Source organism: Candidatus Methanosphaera massiliense (assembly GCF_028890305.1).
Taxonomy (GTDB): domain Archaea; phylum Methanobacteriota; class Methanobacteria; order Methanobacteriales; family Methanobacteriaceae; genus Methanosphaera; species Methanosphaera massiliense.
The window spans coordinates 405407-427326 of the sequence record NZ_JARBXM010000001.1 but is presented as its reverse complement, the minus strand read 5'-3'; the positions used below and the strand labels follow the sequence as shown (position 1 = coordinate 427326).

Genomic DNA, 21920 nt, shown 5'->3' with positions numbered 1-21920 from the left:
GGAGCAGGATAATAATGAAAAACAATATAATCAAAAAGATTAATTCAACAGACCAATCATTCAATCTACAAACAAAAAAAGCAGAATCAGATGGAGACATAATGGACATAGCAGCTAAAGATGTTGTAACAGCATCACAAAGTGCTACCATAATAGAAATTGCTAACCTAATGAGTGAAAAAGATATAAGAAGAATACCAATCACAGATCCAGGTTCTGGAAAACTATTAGGTATTGTAACAACAATGGATATTCTTGACTTCTTCGGCGGAGGAAAGAAATACAATTTAATTACAGAAAAACACGAAGGAAACTTCTTATCAGCAATTAATGCACCAATCAAAGAAATCATGACAACTGGTGTAAAAACCATGACAAACAAGGACACAATCATCGATGCCGCAGCATTAATGTTAGAAGAAGGTATTGGTGGATTTCCAATAATTGACAATGAAGAAAAAATAGTAGGAATGGTAACAGAAGGCGATGTTGTAAGTAAATTAGATAAAATAATTGCAGACTTAGAAGTACAGGATGTAATGGCTACTGATCTAATTACAACAACACCAGGTACTAGAATAGAAGGAATTACTAAAATCATGGTAAGAAACTCATTAAGAAGAGTACCTATAGTAGGAGAAGATCCAAACTCAAACTCTAAAGAAGAAAAATTATTAGGATTTGTTACAGCATCAGATATTCTAAAATATATTGGTGAACACAAACTATTTGCAAAATTATTCTCTAATGAAGGTGAAGATGTAGTAAACATTACTGTAGATGAATTAATGGTAACTAATGTACTCACAGCAACTAAATATGAGAAATTAGGTGATATCGCAGATTTAATGTTTGATTCAAATATAAGAGGTTTACCTGTTGTAGACGAAGATACAGGAAAACTAATAGGAATTATCACAATTCGAGATTTACTAAAGGCTATTGTTCAATAGAAATCTTAAAAGAGATTAATTTTCCTCAAATTAATCCTTAAAAGAGTGAAATATTTTTATAGAGGAAAATGAATAATATTATTATATTTAAAAAAAACATGGAGTGATCGTAATGACCATAGATAAAATAATGGCTAAAGACATTGTTACAGTACGTAAAGATCAAACAGTCTCAGATGCTTTAAAACTAATGAGCAAACATAAAATTTCACGATTACCTGCAATATCTCCTAAAACTGGTGAATTAGTAGGAATAGTAACTGAAAAAGACATGGCTACAAAAATAGCTTCATCTAAATATGAAGAAGTACCACTTTCACACATGAGAATATCTACTATCATGACACAAGATGTAATAACAGCAAAACCGGATGATGCTGAAGTAAAAGTACTTAAAAAAATGGTAGATAATCATATTGGTGGAATACCTATCTTAGATGGGGATGACATAGTTGGTATGATAACCAAAACAGACTTCTTAAGAAATTTAGATAAAGAACCATACAACGAAACTCCTGTAAAAGAAATCATGACTAACAGAGTCATGACTGTAAGTCCTGATGATAGATTAGTCCATGCAAGAAGGATAATGATTGATAATGATATTGCAAGATTAGTTGTTGTGGAATCAGGATTAATTGTAGGTATCATAACAGCTAAAGACATGGCAAAAAAAATCATAGACTTCAAAAAACATGTACCAGAAAAATATCAGCATTCACAAATAAGAAACTTATTTGTACAAGAAGTCATGTCACAAACTATTGAAACAACAACCAAAGATACAACAATTGCAGAAGTAGCAGATGTAATGGTATCCAAAGAATTTAGTGGAATGCCAATATCTGATGAAACCAATAAAGTTCATGGTATTGTTTCAAAAACAGATATTCTAAGGTACATATATGACTTTAATAGAAAAAGAGGTAATTACTAAATAATTATCTCCTTTCTATTTAATCTTTTTTAATCACACAGTAAACTATTTTTTAAGCATTTTAACCTATATTTATACTTATTCTCTGATTGTATTAATTAAAATAAATAATTACCAGTGAATCTAATGGAACTTTTTTCTAATTTTATATAAAAGAATTAATTAAATTAAACACATATATTAATAATTAATGAATGAAAAAAAACAAGTAGGATATCTTGGTCCAGAAGGTACATTTTCACAGGAAGCTGTACTAAATATAACAGATAATAACACGATAAATAAACCTTACCCAAATATTCTAAGCATATTTGAAGCACTGGAAGATAACCAGATAGATGAGGCAGTAGTTCCTATTGAAAACTCCACTGAGGGATCAGTAGTTATTACATTAGATGCATTAACTCGTCATAACTTGAAAATAAAAGGTGAATTAGAATTACCCATAAGACAGAATCTTCTAGTACAAAAGGGTAAAACACTCGATGATATTAATGTTATCTGTTCACACCAACAGGCAATAGCACAGTGCAGGCATTATATTAACAGGTTAAATAAACCAGTACATGCAATGCCAAGCACAGCTAATGCTGCAAGATATGTGACAGAATTATCAACAGCAGCAGTAATTGGAAATGAGATTTTATCTGAAAAATATAATTTAGAAATAATAGCACATGATATTCAAGATTACTCAAATAATGTCACTAGATTTGTGATACTAGATAAAGAGGATATAAACAAACCAACAGGTAATGATAAAACATCAATTATTATATCTCTCAAAAATGATAATCCTGGAAGTTTATATGAAATTTTGTATGAATTTGCAAAAGAAAATATTAATTTAACAAAGATAGAGTCAAGACCTTCTAAACAAGGAATGGGAAAATACTTGTTTTTTATAGATATTGTAGGACATAGATTAGATCCTAAAATAAAGAATACATTAGCTATTGTAGAAGGAAAAGTTAACATGTTTAAAATATTAGGTTCTTATAGCTATGACTTTGGGGGAGGGGATTAAAATAGTAAGAGAAAGCTCTCGGCACAGTATCGAAAAGAAGTTACAAGAATTAGAAGAACAGAAAGATAATGGATACATAACCCTTGAAGAATATGATACTTTAAGAATAAGGTATGAAAGAAAATTAGGTAATAAGGAAGCTGTTTCAAAACTTCAAGAATCAAAAGGTTTTAAACCATCAAATATTCAGAAAAAACAAGAAAGAAAAGAAGTTTTATACGATGATTTTGTGGATAGGTATTCACGGTTAGATGTGAACCCTGAGCCATCCTCAAATAATTCGGGTAATAATAAGAAGGTAAAGCGAACTGTAATAATATTATTTGTACTACTGGCATTTATTGTTGGTATTGTAGCAGGAGTTGTAGCATTAAACACAGTTCCAGCTAATAACACAACTAATGTGACAATAACAGATTCAGCATTTACTACTAATCAATCAGTTGTGAATGCATCTAACATGTCAGCAAATACAACAAATAACACTACCACTGTAAAAGCAACAACAAAAAAATATAGTTCATCATCATATAGTTCAGGCAGTAGCTCAAAAAGTAGTTCAAGTAGACAATATAATTCAAAAAGTAGTTCTAAGGGTAGTACCAGGGATAGTTCTAGTTCAAATGGTACTTAATTCATAATCGGAGGATAGTAATATGAAAGGTATATTTAAAACAATAATAGTAATTGTTCTATTAGTAATATTAGCATTTGTAGCGTATTCCTCTGGATTATTGGATACTTTTACAGCTACAGGACAAACCTATGAGAGTAATGGAATAACTTTCCAGTATCCTGACAGTTGGACTGAGGCAAATTGCGTGTCAGATGGAGCTATAGGTGCCGTGGTTGACTCTAATAATTCTAATATATCTGTTGTAATACAGCAAGTACCACCTGAGTATGGTTCTGATATACAAAATGCATGTGCTGTTAATGACCAATTCCTGTCACAATCAAGTAATTATGTAAACATTCAGGAAATTAACAGTAGTATACATAATCAATCTGTTGTAATGCACAGATATCTTGTAAATGAGCCAGATGGTTCACAGAAAGAGCATGTTGCTACATGGATTAAGATGAGAGATAATAAGATATATGTTATTTTATTCTCAACACCAGTAAATTCATATGAGCAAGAAAGGTCAAGCTATGATTTAATAGCAGGAACATTTAATTTAACTAATAATAGTAATAATACAAGCTTATTTCCTATAAATCTATAGGGATAAGTCTTTTTTTTTAATTGAGAGGAGGAGTATAATAATGAAAATAATTCTCTGTGTTACGGGAAGTATTGCTGCAGTAGAAGATTTAAAGTTAGTTCATGAACTACAAAGGCATGGTTTTGATGTGGAATGTTTCATGACTGAGGATGCAGCAAATATAATTACACCCTTATCAATGGAATTTGCAACAGGTCATCCTGTAGTTACGAAAATCACTGGTAAAGTAGAGCATGTTAAGAATGCACAGGCTGATTTAATATTAGTAGCACCGGCAACAGCTAACACTATCAGTAAATTTGCATATAAAATAGCAGATACTTCTGTTACAACTTTATTATTAACAGCTAGCGGATATAAAACTCCTATATTATTTGTTCCATCAATGCATATTTCAATGTATGATGCAATTGAGGATAATATTAATAAGATAAAACAGGAACATCCAGAAGTTCGTTTCATGGAACCTAATAGTGAGGAAAGAAAAGCTAAATTTCCTAGTAGACATGATATAGTAATAGCAGTGGAACGAATGTTATCTGACCATAAATTAAATGGTATGAAAGTGCTTGTAGGTACTGGAGGAACATTTGAAGCTATGGATGCCATGAGAGGTATAACTAATAGAAGTTCTGGAAAGATGGGTGTTGAAATAGCTAAAGAAGCATATAGACAAGGAGCTGATGTGACACTTGTATGTGGTTCAACTCATGTACATATACCAAAAGTATTCAGAAGAATTAACATAGAATCAACTAACGAGATGATGAGAGTTATAGAAGATGAAATAACAGAATCAGATATCTATGTGTCTGCAGCAGCTATCTCTGACTTTGAAATTGATAAGGTTTATGAGGGGAAATATCCTTCAGATGAAGATATAACAGTTAAATTTACTAAATTACCAAAAATCTTAAAACAAATAAAGGAAATAAGTCCATCCACATTTGTTGTTGGTTTTAAAGCTGAGGCTGGTGTATCTGAAGAAGAATTAATTAAGAAAGCCACTGATAGAATGGAGAAATATCATACTGATATAATGGTAGCTAATGATATTCTAGTTGAAGGTGGTGGACCTGGATCTAATGATAATGAGATATATCTTATTGATCATGAGGGTTATGAAAAAATAGGGTTAGATTCTAAGAAGAATCTTGCTAAAAAAATTATTGATAAAGTTTATTATTCATTATAAACATTTATCAATTTCACTGTTCTACTTTTTTTTAAAATGATTTTTCACAAATAAATGCTATATGATCTTTTTCATATGGGTCAAGTTTTATTTCTTCTAATATTTTAAGACCGCTTTCTTCTAAATGTCGTTTTTCTTGTTTGAATACATCATTTGGATTCATTGTTACATCAATACTTCGAGCTTTAATCATAATAATACCAATTGTATTCTCTTTTGCAAATAGTTTGAAATTATCGATAAATAATTTTGTTTGCTGAGCCTGTGCAACATCACTATATATAATATCAACTGATTCAACAAGATGCTGATAATGTAGAGGATGAGTTGCATCCTCGAGTAATGGTATTAAATTTTCTCTACGCTGTGAAACATCTAAAAATTCTCTCATCATAGTAGGAGCAAATTCAACAGAATATATTTTTCCATCAGTACATATATCTGATATATGTGAAGGAGTTGTACCTGCTGAGGCACCAAGATATAATACATTTGAGTTCTTTTTAAATGGGAATATTGTAAGACCATTAATGATTGCTGCAGCTAATTTTGATCTACGTGGATTCCATAATCTAAACTCTTTATCTTCATAGGGTATTAGTTTCTCTTGGTATACTTGTCTACCTGGAGTTAAGTTAACAGTAGCAATCTGGTTATCTAATTGGTATACATTTTCACCTATTTTAATTATCTGCATAATAACAACTCCCTAGTAATCATATTCTCCTTTACGAAGTTTTCTCTTATTACGTTTTCCTTGTTTTCTATGTTTTTTGCCTTTCTTTTTATCCTTTTTATTCTTTTTATTTTTCTTATCCTTTTTCTTATTTTTACGCTGAGGGAACGGATTATCTTTTTTAATTTTTTCGACTTTTTCGTCTAGTTGAACTTTAAGATCAGGGTCATAGTCGCCACCAAATGCATCCTTTCTTGCAGCAATTGTAATTTTACCTGCAACAGCTCTAGCAAGTTTTCCGCGAATCCACCAATTAGATCCACGGATAAGTGGATGTTGATATATAAGTCCATGTTTTGGTGGATTTTCACCCGTCTTTAAATGTCTGAATGTTGCTTTCTCCGCACCAATAATCTGTATTGTACTAGATGGAAGTTTAGCAAGCTCCTCTAATCCTCCCATGTGTGCAATTAATTTTGCGCTAAGATTAGCTCCAGCAACATCAAGAAGATTAGGAGCAACTTCCTCTATTTTATTTTGAATATACTCTTCAAGATTCTTTCTTGTCTGATATAATTCATAAATAGACTTAGCAAAATTCTGAATAATTGCAAGGTCTTCCTCTGTTATATCAATATCATAATTATCGGATAATGTAATATGAGTATTTTCTAAAAGAGGACTTTTTTTAATATTTTCACGAGTAGTTTCATTAGCTATAAGATTAGAATACAATTCATGATTATGAAGCTTATCTAATTCAGGTACATAAGGTGTACACCATTCTCTTAATCGTTCAATTAATTTTCCTGTTGTATCTTCAATTTCTTCAAGTGAATTTATAGTCTCTACAATCATCACATCATTAGTTTTAATAGACTCTCTGATTTTAACTTTAGCAATTTCATTGTAGGTATTATTTAATTTACTCCTAATATCTACTTCTGATAATTCAGAAATATCCTGTAATATCTTGTCTAGATTCTCCCGAATAAATCTACCATTAATAGTAGTTTTCTCGACATTTATCTTATCAAACTCTTCTAATTTAGAGTATGCTTGTAAACTATTATTTGTTTCTATAATAATTTCATCATATGATTCCGAAATATTTTGTATCAAAGCTACTTCTTCTGTTAATAACTGTTTTTTCTCTATTTCCTGTAGTTTTTCAACCTGTTTATTACCAAATAGTTGATAATCAATAATCTTGTTATCCGGGTTAGTAGCTATAAATCCAAAACTTGTTGTAGTAATATAGCATTTCATGTATATTACATTTAAATTTCTATGTTTATTAATTTTCATGGCTTTTATACTATAAGGATGAGAATATACCTTATTTTATTTATAAACATGTAAATACAAAAATAAAGTTAAGGAACAAAAAATAGATAAATTTTCTATGGTACTGATTATAAAATAAAAAGGATAAATAAAATGTTAGAAACAGAAATTCTTGGAATGAAACTATCTAATCCTCTATTTTTAGCAGCAGGAATACTAGGAACCACTTCAAGTTCAATGAAAATGGTGGCAAGAGCTGGTGCAGGAGGAATAGTAACAAAATCATTCAGTATAGAACCTAATAATGGTTATGATAATCCTACAATTGTTAAAATTGAAGGTGGAGTAATAAACTCTGTTGGACTAGCCAGTCCAGGGGTGGAAGCTAAAAAAGAAGAATTAAAAGATTTAAATGAAATCCGTGATAAAACACCAGTAATAGCATCAATATACGGAGATACTGAGGAAGTCTTTTGTGATGTAGCTAATAGAACAAAAGAATATGTGGATGCATTTGAATTAAATGTTTCCTGTCCACATGCAAAGTGTGGATTTGGTTCAAATATTGGTGAAGACCCAGACTTAACCTATGACATTGTAAGTGCAGTGAAAAATGAGATAAAAGATGTGCCTATTGTTGTCAAATTAACGCCGAACGTAACTGATATAACAAAAATTGCAAAATCAGCAGAGGATGCAGGTGCAGATGCACTAACATTAATCAACAGTGTAGGACCAGGATTAAGAATAGATTACAAAACAGGAAAACCAATATTAAATCATATACTTGGTGGAATAGCTGGGCCAATGATTAAACCAATAGCATTAAAATGCGTATATCAAACATATAAAACTGTGGATATCCCATTATTTGGTGTAGGTGGAATAAGAAATTACAAAGATGCTCTTGAATTTTTATATGCTGGTGCAAGTTTACTTCAGATAGGAACATCCATAATGTATGAAGGGCCATCTATATTCAAAACAATAAGTGATGACCTTGCAAAATTCCTAGAAGAAAATGGTTATAAAAATGTAAGTGAGATTGTAGGTTTATCTCACAGATTATAATAAGGAGAGTTGGAATTAATATGATAAGTAATGTTTATGATGACGAAGTTCCAAAAGTTGTGAAGATAAAAGAAACAATTATTGAAACACCAACTGTAAAAACATTTGTTTTCCCATGGGATATAACAGATGATATTCATCCAGGACAATTTGTAATGGTATGGGATTTAGATACAGAAAAACCTATGACTATATCAATCATTGACCGTGAAAATAATTTGATGGGAATAACAGTACGTAAAGCAGGACCATTTACCAATAATATGTATGATAATATTGATGTTGGTGACATGATTGGTATTCGTGGTCCTTATGGTCATGGATTTGATTTACATCATTATAATAAGATCTTAGCAGTAGGTGGAGGTTCAGGTATAGCTTCCCTAGCACCATTATTATCCTTCTATGATAATGTGGAATTAGTATCTGCGGCAAGTACTAAGGATGAACTTGTATTTGTTGACAGATTTAAAGATATTGATGTTAAAGTTTATGAGTGTACTGATGATGGAACCAAAGGATTTAAAGGTTTTAGTACAGAACTTGCTGAAAACTTATTAAAAGATGGTGATTATGATATCATAGTAGGTTGTGGTCCTGAGATCATGTCCTATAAATTATATGAATTAAGTAAGAAGTATGATGTTGATTGTCAATTATCATTAGATCGTTACATGAAATGTGGTCTTGGAATTTGTGGTCAATGTTGTATGGATGATGGGGGTGTCCGAGTTTGTGTTGAGGGCCCAGTCTTTGATAAGAATCTGTTAAGTCAGTTAACAGAATTTGGTAAATATCGTCGTGATGCCTCTGGAAGCATTGTTAAGTACTAATCTTCTTTTTTCTTTTTTTTTCTAAATTATACTTATAATATCTAACTTATGTAATTATATCTTATTACTAAATAACTTATAACTTATAAGTTTATTTTAATATTTATTAAAATAAATGAATTTTTAAAAAAGAGGTTAGTAAAAAGATAATTAGATTAACTTGGTTTGAGTACTTTCACCAATAATTTCTTCGAAGTCCAAACCTTTACTAAATGCAAGGTCGGTGTTAACACGATAATTATTACTACGTGTAACATGTAAGTCCTCTAGTTTAATAAATCTCCAAGGTTTCCTAATAAATTTAGCTCCAATATAAGGGGTAGCACCAAAAATTTCAGAGAACTTTTTTAGATTAGTAATCTTTTCATTATCTATGTAAATATGATCTTGACGTGTGGACTTAACTTCTATTGCTAGGTATAGTTTACCGTTACCTGCTAGTACATCTGGAAGTGGTCTTTTGGTAGCACCACCACTAGCTGGTGCACGCATTGCTGCAAATCCAGAATTCCATAATTTATTCACAAGATCTCTTTCTTCTACTGATCCGGTTTTACTCATTTTATTATATTTCCTAAAAATTCTTTCTATTATAATATATCGTGGGATATGTTTAATTACTTTTTTTATTACTACCTATTTATCTCATTTATATAGTATAACTTATAACTTAAACATAATAACTTATAAACTTATAACTTATTATACTATAATAAAATGATGTAATAAGGAGTAAAACATTAAAAAAAAGATAAAAATAGAGAATAAAAGAAGTATCAGACAAACATAGTGTCTGGAACAGTTACTTCTTTTTTAGTTTCGTGAATAGCATAATTCAAGTCATCATCTGTTATAATATCATGTGAATCAGATATTGCTTTATGTAATGCTGTTTTAAGAACTTTTTCCTTGATATCCCTGCCTGATAAATTTTTGGTCTTAGAAACTGCAATATCCATATCAAAGACGCATTTAAGTGGCATAGTTTTAATATTATTTTCAATGATTAATCTGCGTTCATCTTCATCAGGTAATGTGAATTCAATCTCTTCCTCAAATCTACTTCTAATAGCATAATCTAATATCTCAGGATTATTAGTGGCACATATTGTTATGATACTATCATTATCCTCAATACCATCTAATTCGGTTAGTAATGCATTAACAATTTCTGTTACATCTCCACGGAGTGATTGATACTTTCTTTCAAGAGCTATAGCATCAATCTCATCAATGAATATTACAAACGGTTTATTATGTCTGGCATAATGATATAACTCGTGAATCTGTTTAGCACCATCACCAACATGCTCACCAATAAGACTAGTTGCCTTAATCATTTTAATAGGTACATTTAATTCATTAGCTAATGCCTGTGCAAGCATGGTTTTACCTGTACCAGGCATTCCATAGAATAAAATATTCTTAGGAGCCCAATTTTTAAATTTATCAGGGTCTTCCAGGTATTTTGTTATTATCTTTGTTTTATTCTTTGCTTTTTCTTGACCTATAACATCCTCAATTTTATATTGTTGTTTTGAATTAATTGTTTTAATTTTATTTTCTGAGGGTAATACTAGTATGGAAGTGTTATTTGTGATATAAGAGTTATCTGGTCTAACTTCAACAACTTGAAATGCATAATCAGGCAGTAGCTTCTGGTCAAAAAGATATTTATCCTTAGATACTTTATATCCATCCCACTGATCTTTTGCATATATCTCGAAAAGTTCTTTATTGGTAACTTCTATTTCTGGAGATTCTATGTAATTACTTTCTATTGGATAACCAACGGCTTTTAAGACAATTATCTTTGCTTCAGTTCTGTATTTATTAATCTCTCGTCTTACTTGTTCTGTTGAATAATTATTCATCCTGTTTTCCAAAATAATTTACCTCCTACGTTGTATATTCTTAAAATTTTATTGTAAGATAGTGCTCTTTGTCTTTCTCTGCATTGAATTCTATATTTTCAACGCCGTTGAATAATATTTCAAATATGTCCCATAATATATCATCATTGCCTGTGATGATAACAGTATCATCTTCTTTTTTAATATCTTTTATATCTGGGAAGTCTTTTTTTAAATCATCCTTCACTTGTTTATATAATTCTGAGGTTAATGTCATAATTTCACATTTATAATAGTAATTCTTGTATTCTGGTTGCTGCTTTTGCTCCCTGGGCTGCAGATACAACTATTTGTTTTACTCCACCAGTTAAATCTCCTGCTGCATAAACACCATCAACACTAGTTTTCATGTTTTCATCAGTTATTATGTATCCTGAATCATCACATAATATATCTAATCCAAGGGCAAGTTCATTATTTGGATGGTAGCCTATAGCAATAAAGATACCATTTACTTTAACACTAATTTCCGCATCGTCAACTTTGTTATAAATGATAGCTTCTTCAACCCTTCCCTTTCCTTTCACAGCTTTTAATTCAGAATTCCAGTAAATGTTAATACCAGCATTATTAATGTCTTCCTGTAATTTAGCATCGCATCGTAACTTATCACGTCTATGAACCATACTGCACTTTACACCAATACGGTTTAGATACAATGCCTCAGTAGCAGCTGAATTTCCACCACCAATAACAAGAACATCCTGACCAACAAAGAATGTACCATCACAAACGGCACAGTAAGAAACACCTCTGCCTGTGAATTCTTCAACACCCTCAGCAGGTAATGTTACAGGATTAGTTCCTGTACCAATAATAACATAATGAGAGTTATATGTTTCATTTCTTGTATTAAGGTTAAAAGATCCATCATCTAATTTTTCAATACTCTTAACTTTTGTACGTTCTTTAATCTCAGTATACTGTGATGTTTGCTCTGTCATTGATTTCATTAATTTTTCTCCAGGAATTTTATCAATTCCAGGATAATTCTCAATTAGAGGAGCTGTGTTGACAGTTCCACCACTTCTACTAGCATCTAATATAATTGTATTTAATCCAGCTCGACCTGCATAAATACCTGCAGTAAGTCCTGCAGGACCTGCGCCGATAATAACTATATCATACATGATTTTACTCCACCTAATTTAAATTAGAATAAGTCTATAAATCTATTTTTTATATTTTCAATTAATACTATTTTTCTTATTTTTTATTAAAGTAGTTATAATTTATATTATTCTAGAAATCATTGAAAAAAGAAGTAATAAAGAAATAATGGGAGGGTATAGTTTTGAGAAATTTAAAATATTAATTGTTGACAATATTTAATATTTCATTTTTCACAATATTACTTACAGTTTGACCATCTGCTTTACCTTTGAATTTAGCCATGGCTTTACCCATTAAAGGTCCCATAGCACCCATTTTTCTTTGTTCAATCATATCTTTATTTTCTTCGATGATTTCTTTAATAGCTGATTCAATAACATCATCGGATAATTTTTCAAGATTGTTGTTTTTCACGGAATCAATTGGCTTAATATCGTTACATGCATCTTTAAGGATAACTTCTGTTTCAGCAGCAGATATTATATCCTCATCCACAAGTTTAAATATTTCTACAAGAACATCTTTTGTTAATTTTTCAATGTCGTAGTGGTCACGTTTTAAATCTTTAATAGTATATGCTATATCTGATGCTATTTTAACTGAGTCCATTCCTGGTAGTTCTTTCTTAATTTCTTCGAATAAATCTGCATTATTATGTTGTACTAATTGTCCGGCTAAATCCTCACTAAGATTATATTCTTTTTGTATACGTTCTTGTTTGACATATGGTAATTCCGGAAGATCTGATGCAATTTTTTTAACACGTTCTGGTTCAATTATTTCAGTAGGAATATCTGTTTCCACATACATTCTGCTAGCAGTAGGTAATGGTCTTAGATATTCTGTATTTCCATCATCCTGTGCACGTCTTGTTTCCTCAGGTACTCCTTCTATAGATTGTTTTGCTCTTTTTATTATTTCATGTAATGCATTGTTTGCTTTTTCTGTTTTTCCAGCAACAAGTATGAATGAGTCATCATCACCTAATTCTAATTTATCTTTCAGATGGTCTACCTCTTCTTGGGTAATACCGTATGCTGGTAATTCGTCTGTGTGGAATAAACCTGTTACTCCCATTTTTTTACCGTGTTCTGAGAATTCTGTTCCTAATCTTTTTCCTGGTTGGATTTCTTTACCTATTAGTCCGTCAAAGTGGCGTAGTCTTATTGCTAGTACACAACTGTCTGGTTTTTCAAGGATACCTTTAACAATTTTAGATTCAGTGTTTGCGAAGTCTTCGGTTACATCATAGATTTCTGTTTCTACTTCTGCTCCACGTTTTTGTAGTTCTTTACTTATTTCTATAAGTGTTACTTGTCTTTGAACTTCATTCTCTACCATTGTTGGCATTAAATCAAGGTCCTGTACACCTTTAACTTCTATTCTTGCACCATCTTTGATGGATATGTTTAAATCTTGTCTTATTGTACCGAGTCCTCTTTTTACTCTAGTACTTCTGAGGATTTGTCCTAATTGGTATGCTACTTCTTTTACCTGTAATGGATGATGCATATCTGGTGATGTTGTAATTTCTGCTAATGGTATTCCGAGTCTATCAAGTCTAAATACTATTTTGCCTTCTTCTTCGCCTATACGCCTTGCAGCATCTTCTTCTAAACCTAATGTTTCTATTGTAACATTACCGTATTCTGTAGTGACATAACCATCTGTTGCAAGTATACCTGTTCTTTGGAATCCACTAGTATTACTTCCATCAATTACCTGTTTTCTCATAGTATGAAATTCATCAACTACTTTCATATGCATTAATGATGCAAGTATAATGGAAATATCTACAGCTTCTTGATTTAATTCTGCAGGAGGTTCTTCATCAGCTTCTACTAGACAGGTATGATGATTATATGCTTCATATACAAATTGAAGGTTTCTCTGTGATTCTTCATATGCTGCTCGGTCTATTTCACCAAGTTCACTTTGTGTTGGTCTTAATCTACGATATATTTTTCTTTCAGGATCTTTATCAGTTAGACTGTTTGGACATCTACAGAATAGTTTTGTCTGACTATCTAATTGTTGATGTATTTCTAATCCCATCATTAATCCTAATTCTTCATAATCAAATTTATCTTCAGACAATTTTTCGCACTCCTATCTAGTTTTTTATAAAGTAGTTCTGGGATAATGTTGTATCCATTTCTCCTTTAAGATTTGTTTGCATTATTTTTCTTATTTCTTCCATGTCATCTGTCTGTCCAGCTGCCCATAATAGTTTGGTGTAAGCAGTTTCTGATAACATATCACTTACTGGAATAACTTTATGATGTAGTAATCTACGACCACTACTGTACACATTTAGGTTTGTGCGTCCAAAGATACATTGTGAAGTAATTACAACAGGTATTTTTTCATCAGTTGCACGTCCAATACTAGTTATTACATCATCAGAGCAATGTCCTAGACCAGTTCCTTCTATTACAAGTCCATCATATCCTTTATCTACATATATGTCTATTATTTCAGGGTTCATTCCAGGATATGATTTTATTAGTGCTACATTGTCTGCTAGGTCGGTATTTATATCTAATTTGTTTTCGTTTCTTTTTGTGTAACTTACTTCTGAGTCGTTGATTGTTAGTTTGTTATTCTGTATTTTAGCTAGTGGATTCATGTTGATACTTGTGAATGTGTCACGTCGGGATGTGTGCATTTTTCTTGCTCTTGTACCTCTATGTAAATCACAGTATGTGTCATCTTCTGTTCCATGCATACATATTGTCACTTCTGCAATATCTGATTTTGCTGCAGTTACTGAGGACATTAAATTAGTGAATGCATCAGATGATGGTCTGTCTGAACTTCTTTGTGCTCCTGTTAGAACAATTGGTACTGGTGTATCTATCATGAAACTTAGTGCTGATGCAGTGTAATGCATAGTATCTGTACCATGTGCTATTATTACTCCATCCGCTCCGTTATTTATTTCATTATATACTTCTTCAGCTGTTTTTATCCAGTATTCTTTTGTCATGTCTTCACTTAGAATATTGAATATTGCTTTTGCATTAATATTTGCATAATCTACAAGTTCTGGTGTTGCTCTTAGTAAATCATCTGCTGTAAATGCTGGGTGTACTGCTCCTGTTTTATAATCAATTACACTTGCAACTGTTCCTCCAGTGGATAGTATGGATACATTATCCTTTTCGTCGGATAGTTCTTTATCAACAGGGTCAAGTTCTATTTTTGGTTTAGATCCTTCTCTTATCTTCTCTATTTTTGCGTCTTGTATGTCTACACCAATGTTGTATCCACTGTCTAGTTTTATTATTATTGTATTCTCGTTTGAATAATCTGGTTTTTCAAGTAACATTCCCTCATGTTCAACATTAGGTTTTGTTATTTTTACTGTATCTCCTACAGTAATGTTTGATAGTTCCAGAAAATCTTTAAGATATCCTTCATATGCCAAATTTTTTCCTCCTGAAAAATTAGAGTTTATTCTATTTAGAATGATTTCCTTAAATTAATAAGAACTTATATTTTTTAGTTAGTTTCTTAATTAATAAGCATTATTTAATTATTTAGTTTTCTTTGTTTTTATTTTTTAGTTATTTCTTTTAAAAATCTAAGTAATATCTTATTACTATTAACTTATATCTTATTAGTTATAACTTATAACTTATTAAGTATAACTAATAATATAGAATAAAAACAACAATTTGAAACATAATTACTAAAAAAATTTAAAAAAAAAGAATTAAATAAAAGAAAGACAGTTATCTATTTATTTGGAATAACTAAAACGGGAACGGTTGAATGTCTAACTGTTTTTTCTGTTACACTGCCTAAAAGGAATCTGTCAAGCATATGTTTACCACTACTTGCAATAACAATTATATCAACATTTTCTTTATCAGAGACTTTTAGAATAATGTCTGCAGCATTACCTTCTAATGTTTTAGGTGTGATTTTAATATTTGTTGCATCAATACCTTCTTCCTCTTCAATTTGTTTAATAATATCTTCGAAACGTTTAGTAACTTTTTTACTCTCTTCTTCTAAGAGAAGTTCAGATTTAGTTATTAAATCCTCTTCAGGTAATCCTGTTAAATATACACTGTCCACTACATTAAGTATGATTATTTCTGAATCGTCTTTATCTGCAATATGTAATGCATGAACGATGGATTTTTCTGAATTTTTGGAACCATCAGTAGGTAATAATATTTTTTTGTACATTTGTCTTGCCTTCTATATCGTTTAATCTCATTTTTAAAATGATATAAATAATATTATGTAATTCGTTTAATATGTTTTTTGTTTTTTTTAATAAACAAAATATTAAAAGTAGAATATAAAATATTATTTCATATAATCAATTATTTTAAAAAGAAAAAGTTAAGAGGAATAATAAGTCCTCTATTGTTCCGGATATTCAATGAGAATTTTTTTAGCATCATTAATAGTCTGTATGTCATCAGCAATAGCTGCTTTCTTAAGATTATTAATAATATTATACATTAATTTATCTGTAATACTACGTGTTAAATGATCAAGTTTTTTAGAATCTTTTTTACTTATATCAAGCATGTGAAGAGTTTTCTCAAGTTCCTGTTTTCTGATTTTCTCTGCTTCAATATTTAATGATGATAATATTGGAGTAATTTCCATCTCTTTCAATGCATCTTTTAAAAGAACAGTTTCTTTTTCAATAATCTTTTCTGCCTTTTCAGCTTCTTTAACACGACGTTCTTTATTCTTATCTGTAATATATCTTAAATCATCTAAATTATATAATTGTACTGATAATTCAATAACATCATCATCTATATCACGGGGGTTAGCTAAGTCAAGCATAATCATGTTAGATAAATGTTCTTGTGGTAAAAATGATAATCTTTCCTTATTAATTAATGTGTGAGGAGCGCCAGTTGCACTTATAACAATATCTATCTTACTTAATGTATCGTTCATTTCATTAAATTTTATTGCATGACCATCTAATTCCTGTGCTAATTGCTGAGCTTTATCATATGTTCTATTTGCTACAACAATAGCATTAGTATCTTTTTCAAGTAATGCTTTAGATACAACAGTTCCCATTTCACCTGCACCAACAATAAGAACGTTTTTACCTTTTAATGAACCATATTTTTCTTCTATTAACTCTACAGCTCCACTACCTACAGATACACCGCCCTCATTAATATGTGTATTCTTACGGATAGATTGACCTACATGGATTGCTTTTGTGAAAACCTTTTCTAGTTTTGGTCCTATAGTATTATTTTTTATTGCATTTTTTCTTGCTGTTTTAATTTGTCCTAGAATTTGATCTTCACCCATAATCATTGATTCTAATCCTGATGCTAATCTAAGAAGGTGATTTACAGCAACATCACTTTTTTCTACAATAAATGTTGTTGTAGGAATATTAATATCTCTTTCTAAAATCATATAAACTTCATATCGGTTACAAGTTTTTAAAACTACTTCTTCTTTAACATCCACATTTTTATGAACTTTTTCAATCAAGCGATCTAGTTTGTCATATGATTTTTCCATTGTAGCTACATCTGCTATTTTAAAATCTATACGAATATTAACTAACATTGATTATCTCCCAATTTTTTCAATTATTCTTTAATCTCTTAATAATAATGTTTTTAAAAAGAATTATCTATTATTTATAACGTATATACTCTCTTTATTAATCTATTACTTTAATAATACTTATATTTATTATTAAAATTATGTAATAACTTATTATAATTTTTTGATAATAGTATTAACATATTCTTTAGCTTCTACAATATTATTCTCCTTAATTAATTCCTGGACATGTTCATCATGATATAATTGTGTAAGATATTCTTTTCTATCCTCTGGCTGTTCTATTTTCTTTTTAAGAAGTGTTCGAATATGTTCCTGTAATTCAATATTCATAATATCTTCTTCAGTAATAACACTCTGAATTTTCTTCCGTAGCTGTTTAGCCATTAAAGGACTTTTAGATCCAGTATATAATGATACAGTAACAGAACCAATATTAAATGTTGACGGAACAATAACGTTACTTAGGGATATGTCACTAGCACAATTAACTAGCTTGTCTTTTGCTTTGATAGAAATTTCTTTATTTAATTCATGATTACTAGTGGCAGCAACAACAAGGTCACATTTATCGATTAATTCATCAAGATGACTGTTATCATAGAAGACAGCACCTTTTTCTATAAATTCCTCTTTTATATCATTATTAATATCTTTAGTAACAACAGATACATTAGCACCAGTATCTAGAAATCTCCTACCTCTTCTAATACCAACTGATCCAGTGCCTACAATTAAAACATTCTTATCTTTCATATCTAAAAATAATGATGTCAATCCCATAATATTAATCCTCTAATGTATTGTTTATAAAAATAAGTAAAAAGAGTATAAAAAAAGTTTAAAATAAATTATAAACTTTTAATTCTTAAGTTTTTAATAGCTGTTTTTAAGTCATTTCCAGATTCATTTAATGCTTTTTTAGCTTCTTCAAATGAGATATCAAATGTGCTTGCTAATGTTGCAATATCTTCATCTGAATAATTGATTGTGTTAACATTGGAATGTTTAACTATTTCTTCAGCTAATTCTTTTTTTAATGTCATGTATGTGTCATGTGACATGCCTATTGATTGTAATACAGAATCTCTTAAAGGACATGGTTTGGAAGCTTTACAACACCAAATTAATGATCCAAAACAAGTTCCTGTTCCTTTACCTAGCTCTGTTTTTTTACCGAATTCTTCTTTAATATTTACGAATTCCTGTGGGCTTATTCCTACTTCAGCTAATTTTGCATGTACCGGACATGGTTTTACTGGTGGACAACAAAATGCTAATCCTCTAACATCTCCCCCTCTACATACATGAGCTGGTGCATCATCCCATCCCATTCAAATCACTCCTTAAAGTAACTATTTAATATAATAATATTTTTTTTCTATATTGATACTTTTTTATATATTAATTTATAATGTTTATTAATAATAATTTTTTTATTATTTAGGTCTTATTTTTTTTAATATGAGAATTAATTATAATTTTTATATATTTACGAGTACAGGATCAAAATTTTCTGTTATATTTGCACCTATTGTTGCTAGCTCTTCAAGATTGTCGTCCATACCATGTTCAATCCAACATATTGTAAAACTGTAAATGCCGCCCATATGGTAATATATTTTATATAATTCATATGTTGAAGGATTTTTTATTTTATTTTGAAAATATTCCATATATACTTGTTGAATTAGATATGTTTGTTTAGCTTGGTGAATTGTTAAAAAAACGTTTTTATGTTTAGAATATGTGCTTAATATAGTGTATATGTAATTTTTCTTAGTTTTTTCTTCTAGATTTTCAAAAGAAGCTAGATATTCTTCCATTATTATTTCTAATTTGTATTTAAGAATATCTTCTTTTGATTTGAAATTTCGGTAATATGTAGAACGGTTTACTCCTGCTTTTTCTGTTATTTCTTTTACTGTTATATTTTCAAAATCATTATTTTTCATAAGATTTATCAGACTATCTGCAATTTGTTTTTTTGTGTTCATACTAATCTATCTTTTTAATTTAGATATTTAGTTTTAGTTATGATATTATCTTTTGGGTGGCTGTGTTACTATATTTAGTGATTCAACAATAGTATCTATTATTTCTATTGGAAAACCTATAACAACATTATCAGGTTTAAATCCAGCAGCCATGTGGGAACCCATACAGCCAAAAGATATGTTTGGTTTTTTAGTAAGATATGTTTTCACAGAGATATCTCCGCAAAATGATTGTGTTCCGCCGAAGTCAGAATGTATCATATCACCTAAAAGATAGGTATTTGCTCTTATTAAATCAAATATTTGTCTTGGTTGACCAACTATTATTATTACATCAGGCAGATACTTTGCATCTTCTAAAGGTGCATAACCTATTGCCTCTATTTTAGTAGGCATCTGTGGAACCTGGTCTATCAGATGTTTTCCACTGCTTACTGATGCAGTTACATTCATGTTATTAAAATTATTTCCAGTTATTAATTCTTCGCTCATTGGTGTTAATCCTAAATCCATTGCTCCAAACTTACAGCCTATTTCATTTTTTGTTCCATAAAATGATTTTCCATGTCCTGCTTCTATTATTGATTTACAATGCATAGTTTTTTCTTCTGTTTTTTCAAGTACTTTTTTAGCATTTTCTTCTTTTTGGAATAGTTTAACTGCTACAGGACTTGTTTCTAAATTTAATTTTTCTTTTATATTTTGAGAATATTCTGGGAGTTTTTCTATATTAATCATAATATCACATTTTATTTTTTTAAGTAAATTTATTATTATATTGAATGCAACATATGTTGCAATTAACTTTATGTGATTAGGATGTATATAAACATATCTATAAAAAGCAACATATGTTGCTTTAGCTTTATTTAAAATAAAAAAAATTAATTAAAATAAGCAATTAAAAACAAGTTATATTAAAAATAAGAAACTAAGAATAGTCTACGATTAATGATAATTGTAAAAAATAAAAAAAAATAATAAAAGAAATTTATCCTTTAAAATAAAGACTTTAAATTTTAAATTTATTGAGATTGTTTAGCTTGATGATTATTAAATATTAAGTTAATTATTCTTCTTTTTATAATAGTCCAGTATAGCCCTATATTTGACATAATACTCTATTTTATCATCACTATCAAAATCCTTATTTTCTTTTTTCAATGCTTCAAAAGGGGCTATATTTTCCAGAATCTCATGGTGCTGGTTTACAACAATATCAAGTAACTGCTTCCTGTTTTCTTCTAGTTCATTAAAATCTAAATCCCTGAGTTCAGAAAGGTCTAAATCATTGAAATTTTTAGATATCTCATCTAAACAATTTTTATCTTCAATGGACATGTTATTCACAGAATCCGAAATATTAGACAGGATTACATTGTCGTTATTTATTTTTTCTTTTATTTTTTCGAAATAATATTTTTCATTATAGTTAGTCAACACAGGCTTTAATAAAAGCAATACATATACGTATCGACTAGGTCCAGGATACCAATAAGACACGATTAAGGCTATTACAACAACTATGGGGTAATAAAATATCTTAAATGCAAGTGTCTTGATAGCCCAGCTATTATCAATTAATTTGATATTATGTTTAATGCTACGTATATTCCATGATTTTTTTAAAGGTAATTGATTAGAAGATATATGTCTCCATTGTATTACGAATAGTATAGCTACAAATAACTTGTTTAAGTGATAATATTCTATAAATATGGGATATTCGTTTCCAAGTGTATTTACTAAATTCATAAATATAGGATAGGACATCACGCCTATTAACAGAATTAGTGTAATATCTATTAATGTTCTATCAATTTTTTCAACAGAACTTAAGAGTTCTCTCTCAGTAACCCAGTTGTTTCCTAAAATTATAAAGCATATAATTAATAAGGATAGTTGTGATCCAAATTGATTAAGATAATTAGAGAGTCCCATAGTATTTACCTGTCTTAAACCTGGCACAACAATTGTAAATGCAAGAATAGTCATTGCTACAGCAAATATATCATCTACAATAGACTCTAATGAATCAACTGAAAGACGATTTTTCTTAATATCATGTAAAAATTTCAATGTTTCATCAGTCATATTAATCTGTTTTATCTTAAA

23 protein-coding genes are annotated in these 21920 nt (G+C 29.8%); 8 read left to right on the top strand and 15 right to left on the bottom strand.

Going from position 1 to position 21920, the window contains the following annotated elements; translation table 11 throughout:
• The first annotated feature begins 14 nt into the window (after positions 1 to 14).
• The 6 genes from OTK55_RS02115 to coaBC all read left to right on the top strand — a co-directional run bounded on the left by OTK55_RS02115 (position 15) and on the right by coaBC (position 5341).
• Positions 15 to 953, top strand: a complete 939-nt coding sequence (locus OTK55_RS02115) for a CBS domain-containing protein (RefSeq protein ID WP_274870313.1) — start codon at positions 15 to 17, stop codon at positions 951 to 953.
• A 112-nt stretch (positions 954 to 1065) separates the two neighbouring features.
• The gene (locus OTK55_RS02110) at positions 1066 to 1890 is read left to right on the top strand and encodes a CBS domain-containing protein (RefSeq protein WP_274870312.1); all 825 of its coding nucleotides are present in this window, start codon (positions 1066 to 1068) and stop codon (positions 1888 to 1890) included.
• Between the two features lie 190 nt (positions 1891 to 2080).
• Positions 2081 to 2917: a prephenate dehydratase gene (pheA, locus tag OTK55_RS02105; protein ID WP_274870310.1), complete on the top strand. Its 837-nt coding sequence runs from the start codon at positions 2081 to 2083 to the stop codon at positions 2915 to 2917.
• Positions 2895 to 3551, top strand: coding sequence for a hypothetical protein (locus OTK55_RS02100; protein WP_274870309.1), 657 nt, complete (start codon positions 2895 to 2897; stop codon positions 3549 to 3551). The genes pheA and OTK55_RS02100 overlap by 23 nt, the downstream gene beginning before the upstream one ends.
• Positions 3552 to 3573: 22 nt before the next feature.
• Positions 3574 to 4146: a PsbP-related protein gene (locus tag OTK55_RS02095; RefSeq protein WP_274870307.1), complete on the top strand. Its 573-nt coding sequence runs from the start codon at positions 3574 to 3576 to the stop codon at positions 4144 to 4146.
• 40 nt (positions 4147 to 4186) lie between these two features.
• Entirely contained in the window at positions 4187 to 5341 is a 1155-nt protein-coding gene (gene coaBC, locus OTK55_RS02090; RefSeq protein ID WP_274870306.1) for a bifunctional phosphopantothenoylcysteine decarboxylase/phosphopantothenate--cysteine ligase CoaBC, read from the top strand.
• Between the two features lie 31 nt (positions 5342 to 5372).
• Here the strand turns inward: coaBC and OTK55_RS02085 are convergent, their stop codons facing one another.
• Together OTK55_RS02085 and OTK55_RS02080 are read right to left on the bottom strand one after the other, a co-directional pair.
• Complete coding sequence (locus OTK55_RS02085) at positions 5373 to 6038, bottom strand: fibrillarin-like rRNA/tRNA 2'-O-methyltransferase (protein WP_274870305.1); 666 nt, start codon at positions 6036 to 6038, stop codon at positions 5373 to 5375.
• A gap of 12 nt (positions 6039 to 6050) precedes the next feature.
• Positions 6051 to 7286, bottom strand: coding sequence for an NOP5/NOP56 family protein (locus OTK55_RS02080; protein ID WP_274870304.1), 1236 nt, complete (start codon positions 7284 to 7286; stop codon positions 6051 to 6053).
• 171 nt (positions 7287 to 7457) lie between these two features.
• Between OTK55_RS02080 and OTK55_RS02075 the strand changes: the two genes are divergently transcribed.
• Positions 7458 to 8375: a dihydroorotate dehydrogenase gene (locus OTK55_RS02075; RefSeq protein WP_274870303.1), complete on the top strand. Its 918-nt coding sequence runs from the start codon at positions 7458 to 7460 to the stop codon at positions 8373 to 8375.
• Positions 8376 to 8395: 20 nt separating this feature from the next.
• Positions 8396 to 9208: a dihydroorotate dehydrogenase electron transfer subunit gene (locus tag OTK55_RS02070; RefSeq protein ID WP_274870302.1), complete on the top strand. Its 813-nt coding sequence runs from the start codon at positions 8396 to 8398 to the stop codon at positions 9206 to 9208.
• Positions 9209 to 9358: 150 nt separating this feature from the next.
• Here OTK55_RS02070 and hjc read toward each other — a convergent pair whose 3' ends face one another.
• The 13 genes from hjc to OTK55_RS02005 all read right to left on the bottom strand — a co-directional run bounded on the left by hjc (position 9359) and on the right by OTK55_RS02005 (position 21884).
• On the bottom strand, positions 9359 to 9769 hold the full coding sequence (hjc, locus tag OTK55_RS02065; protein WP_274870300.1) for a Holliday junction resolvase Hjc: 411 nt from the start codon (positions 9767 to 9769) through the stop codon (positions 9359 to 9361).
• A 215-nt stretch (positions 9770 to 9984) separates the two neighbouring features.
• Positions 9985 to 11082: an AAA family ATPase gene (locus tag OTK55_RS02060; RefSeq protein ID WP_274871740.1), complete on the bottom strand. Its 1098-nt coding sequence runs from the start codon at positions 11080 to 11082 to the stop codon at positions 9985 to 9987.
• Between the two features lie 40 nt (positions 11083 to 11122).
• Complete coding sequence (locus OTK55_RS02055) at positions 11123 to 11338, bottom strand: hypothetical protein (RefSeq protein WP_274870299.1); 216 nt, start codon at positions 11336 to 11338, stop codon at positions 11123 to 11125.
• 10 nt (positions 11339 to 11348) lie between these two features.
• Entirely contained in the window at positions 11349 to 12251 is a 903-nt protein-coding gene (locus OTK55_RS02050) for an NAD(P)/FAD-dependent oxidoreductase (protein WP_274870297.1), read from the bottom strand.
• 181 nt (positions 12252 to 12432) lie between these two features.
• The gene (gatE, locus tag OTK55_RS02045; RefSeq protein WP_274870296.1) at positions 12433 to 14331 is read right to left on the bottom strand and encodes a Glu-tRNA(Gln) amidotransferase subunit GatE; all 1899 of its coding nucleotides are present in this window, start codon (positions 14329 to 14331) and stop codon (positions 12433 to 12435) included.
• Between the two features lie 16 nt (positions 14332 to 14347).
• On the bottom strand, positions 14348 to 15664 hold the full coding sequence (gene gatD / locus OTK55_RS02040; RefSeq protein ID WP_274870295.1) for a Glu-tRNA(Gln) amidotransferase subunit GatD: 1317 nt from the start codon (positions 15662 to 15664) through the stop codon (positions 14348 to 14350).
• Positions 15665 to 15975: 311 nt separating this feature from the next.
• Positions 15976 to 16434 (bottom strand): universal stress protein, encoded by a 459-nt coding sequence (locus OTK55_RS02035; protein ID WP_274870294.1) that lies wholly within the window; start codon positions 16432 to 16434, stop codon positions 15976 to 15978.
• A gap of 180 nt (positions 16435 to 16614) precedes the next feature.
• Complete coding sequence (hemA, locus tag OTK55_RS02030; RefSeq protein WP_274870293.1) at positions 16615 to 17808, bottom strand: glutamyl-tRNA reductase; 1194 nt, start codon at positions 17806 to 17808, stop codon at positions 16615 to 16617.
• A gap of 153 nt (positions 17809 to 17961) precedes the next feature.
• Complete coding sequence (locus OTK55_RS02025) at positions 17962 to 18591, bottom strand: precorrin-2 dehydrogenase/sirohydrochlorin ferrochelatase family protein (RefSeq protein ID WP_274870292.1); 630 nt, start codon at positions 18589 to 18591, stop codon at positions 17962 to 17964.
• A 68-nt stretch (positions 18592 to 18659) separates the two neighbouring features.
• The gene (locus OTK55_RS02020; RefSeq protein WP_274870291.1) at positions 18660 to 19142 is read right to left on the bottom strand and encodes a methanogenesis marker 9 domain-containing protein; all 483 of its coding nucleotides are present in this window, start codon (positions 19140 to 19142) and stop codon (positions 18660 to 18662) included.
• Between the two features lie 150 nt (positions 19143 to 19292).
• On the bottom strand, positions 19293 to 19805 hold the full coding sequence (locus tag OTK55_RS02015; RefSeq protein ID WP_274870290.1) for a TetR/AcrR family transcriptional regulator: 513 nt from the start codon (positions 19803 to 19805) through the stop codon (positions 19293 to 19295).
• 45 nt (positions 19806 to 19850) lie between these two features.
• Complete coding sequence (locus tag OTK55_RS02010; RefSeq protein WP_274870289.1) at positions 19851 to 20543, bottom strand: DUF169 domain-containing protein; 693 nt, start codon at positions 20541 to 20543, stop codon at positions 19851 to 19853.
• 327 nt (positions 20544 to 20870) lie between these two features.
• A complete protein-coding gene (locus OTK55_RS02005) occupies positions 20871 to 21884 on the bottom strand; it encodes a TMEM175 family protein (RefSeq protein WP_274870288.1) in 1014 nt (337 codons plus the stop codon).
• Between the last annotated feature and the right edge of the window lie 36 nt (positions 21885 to 21920).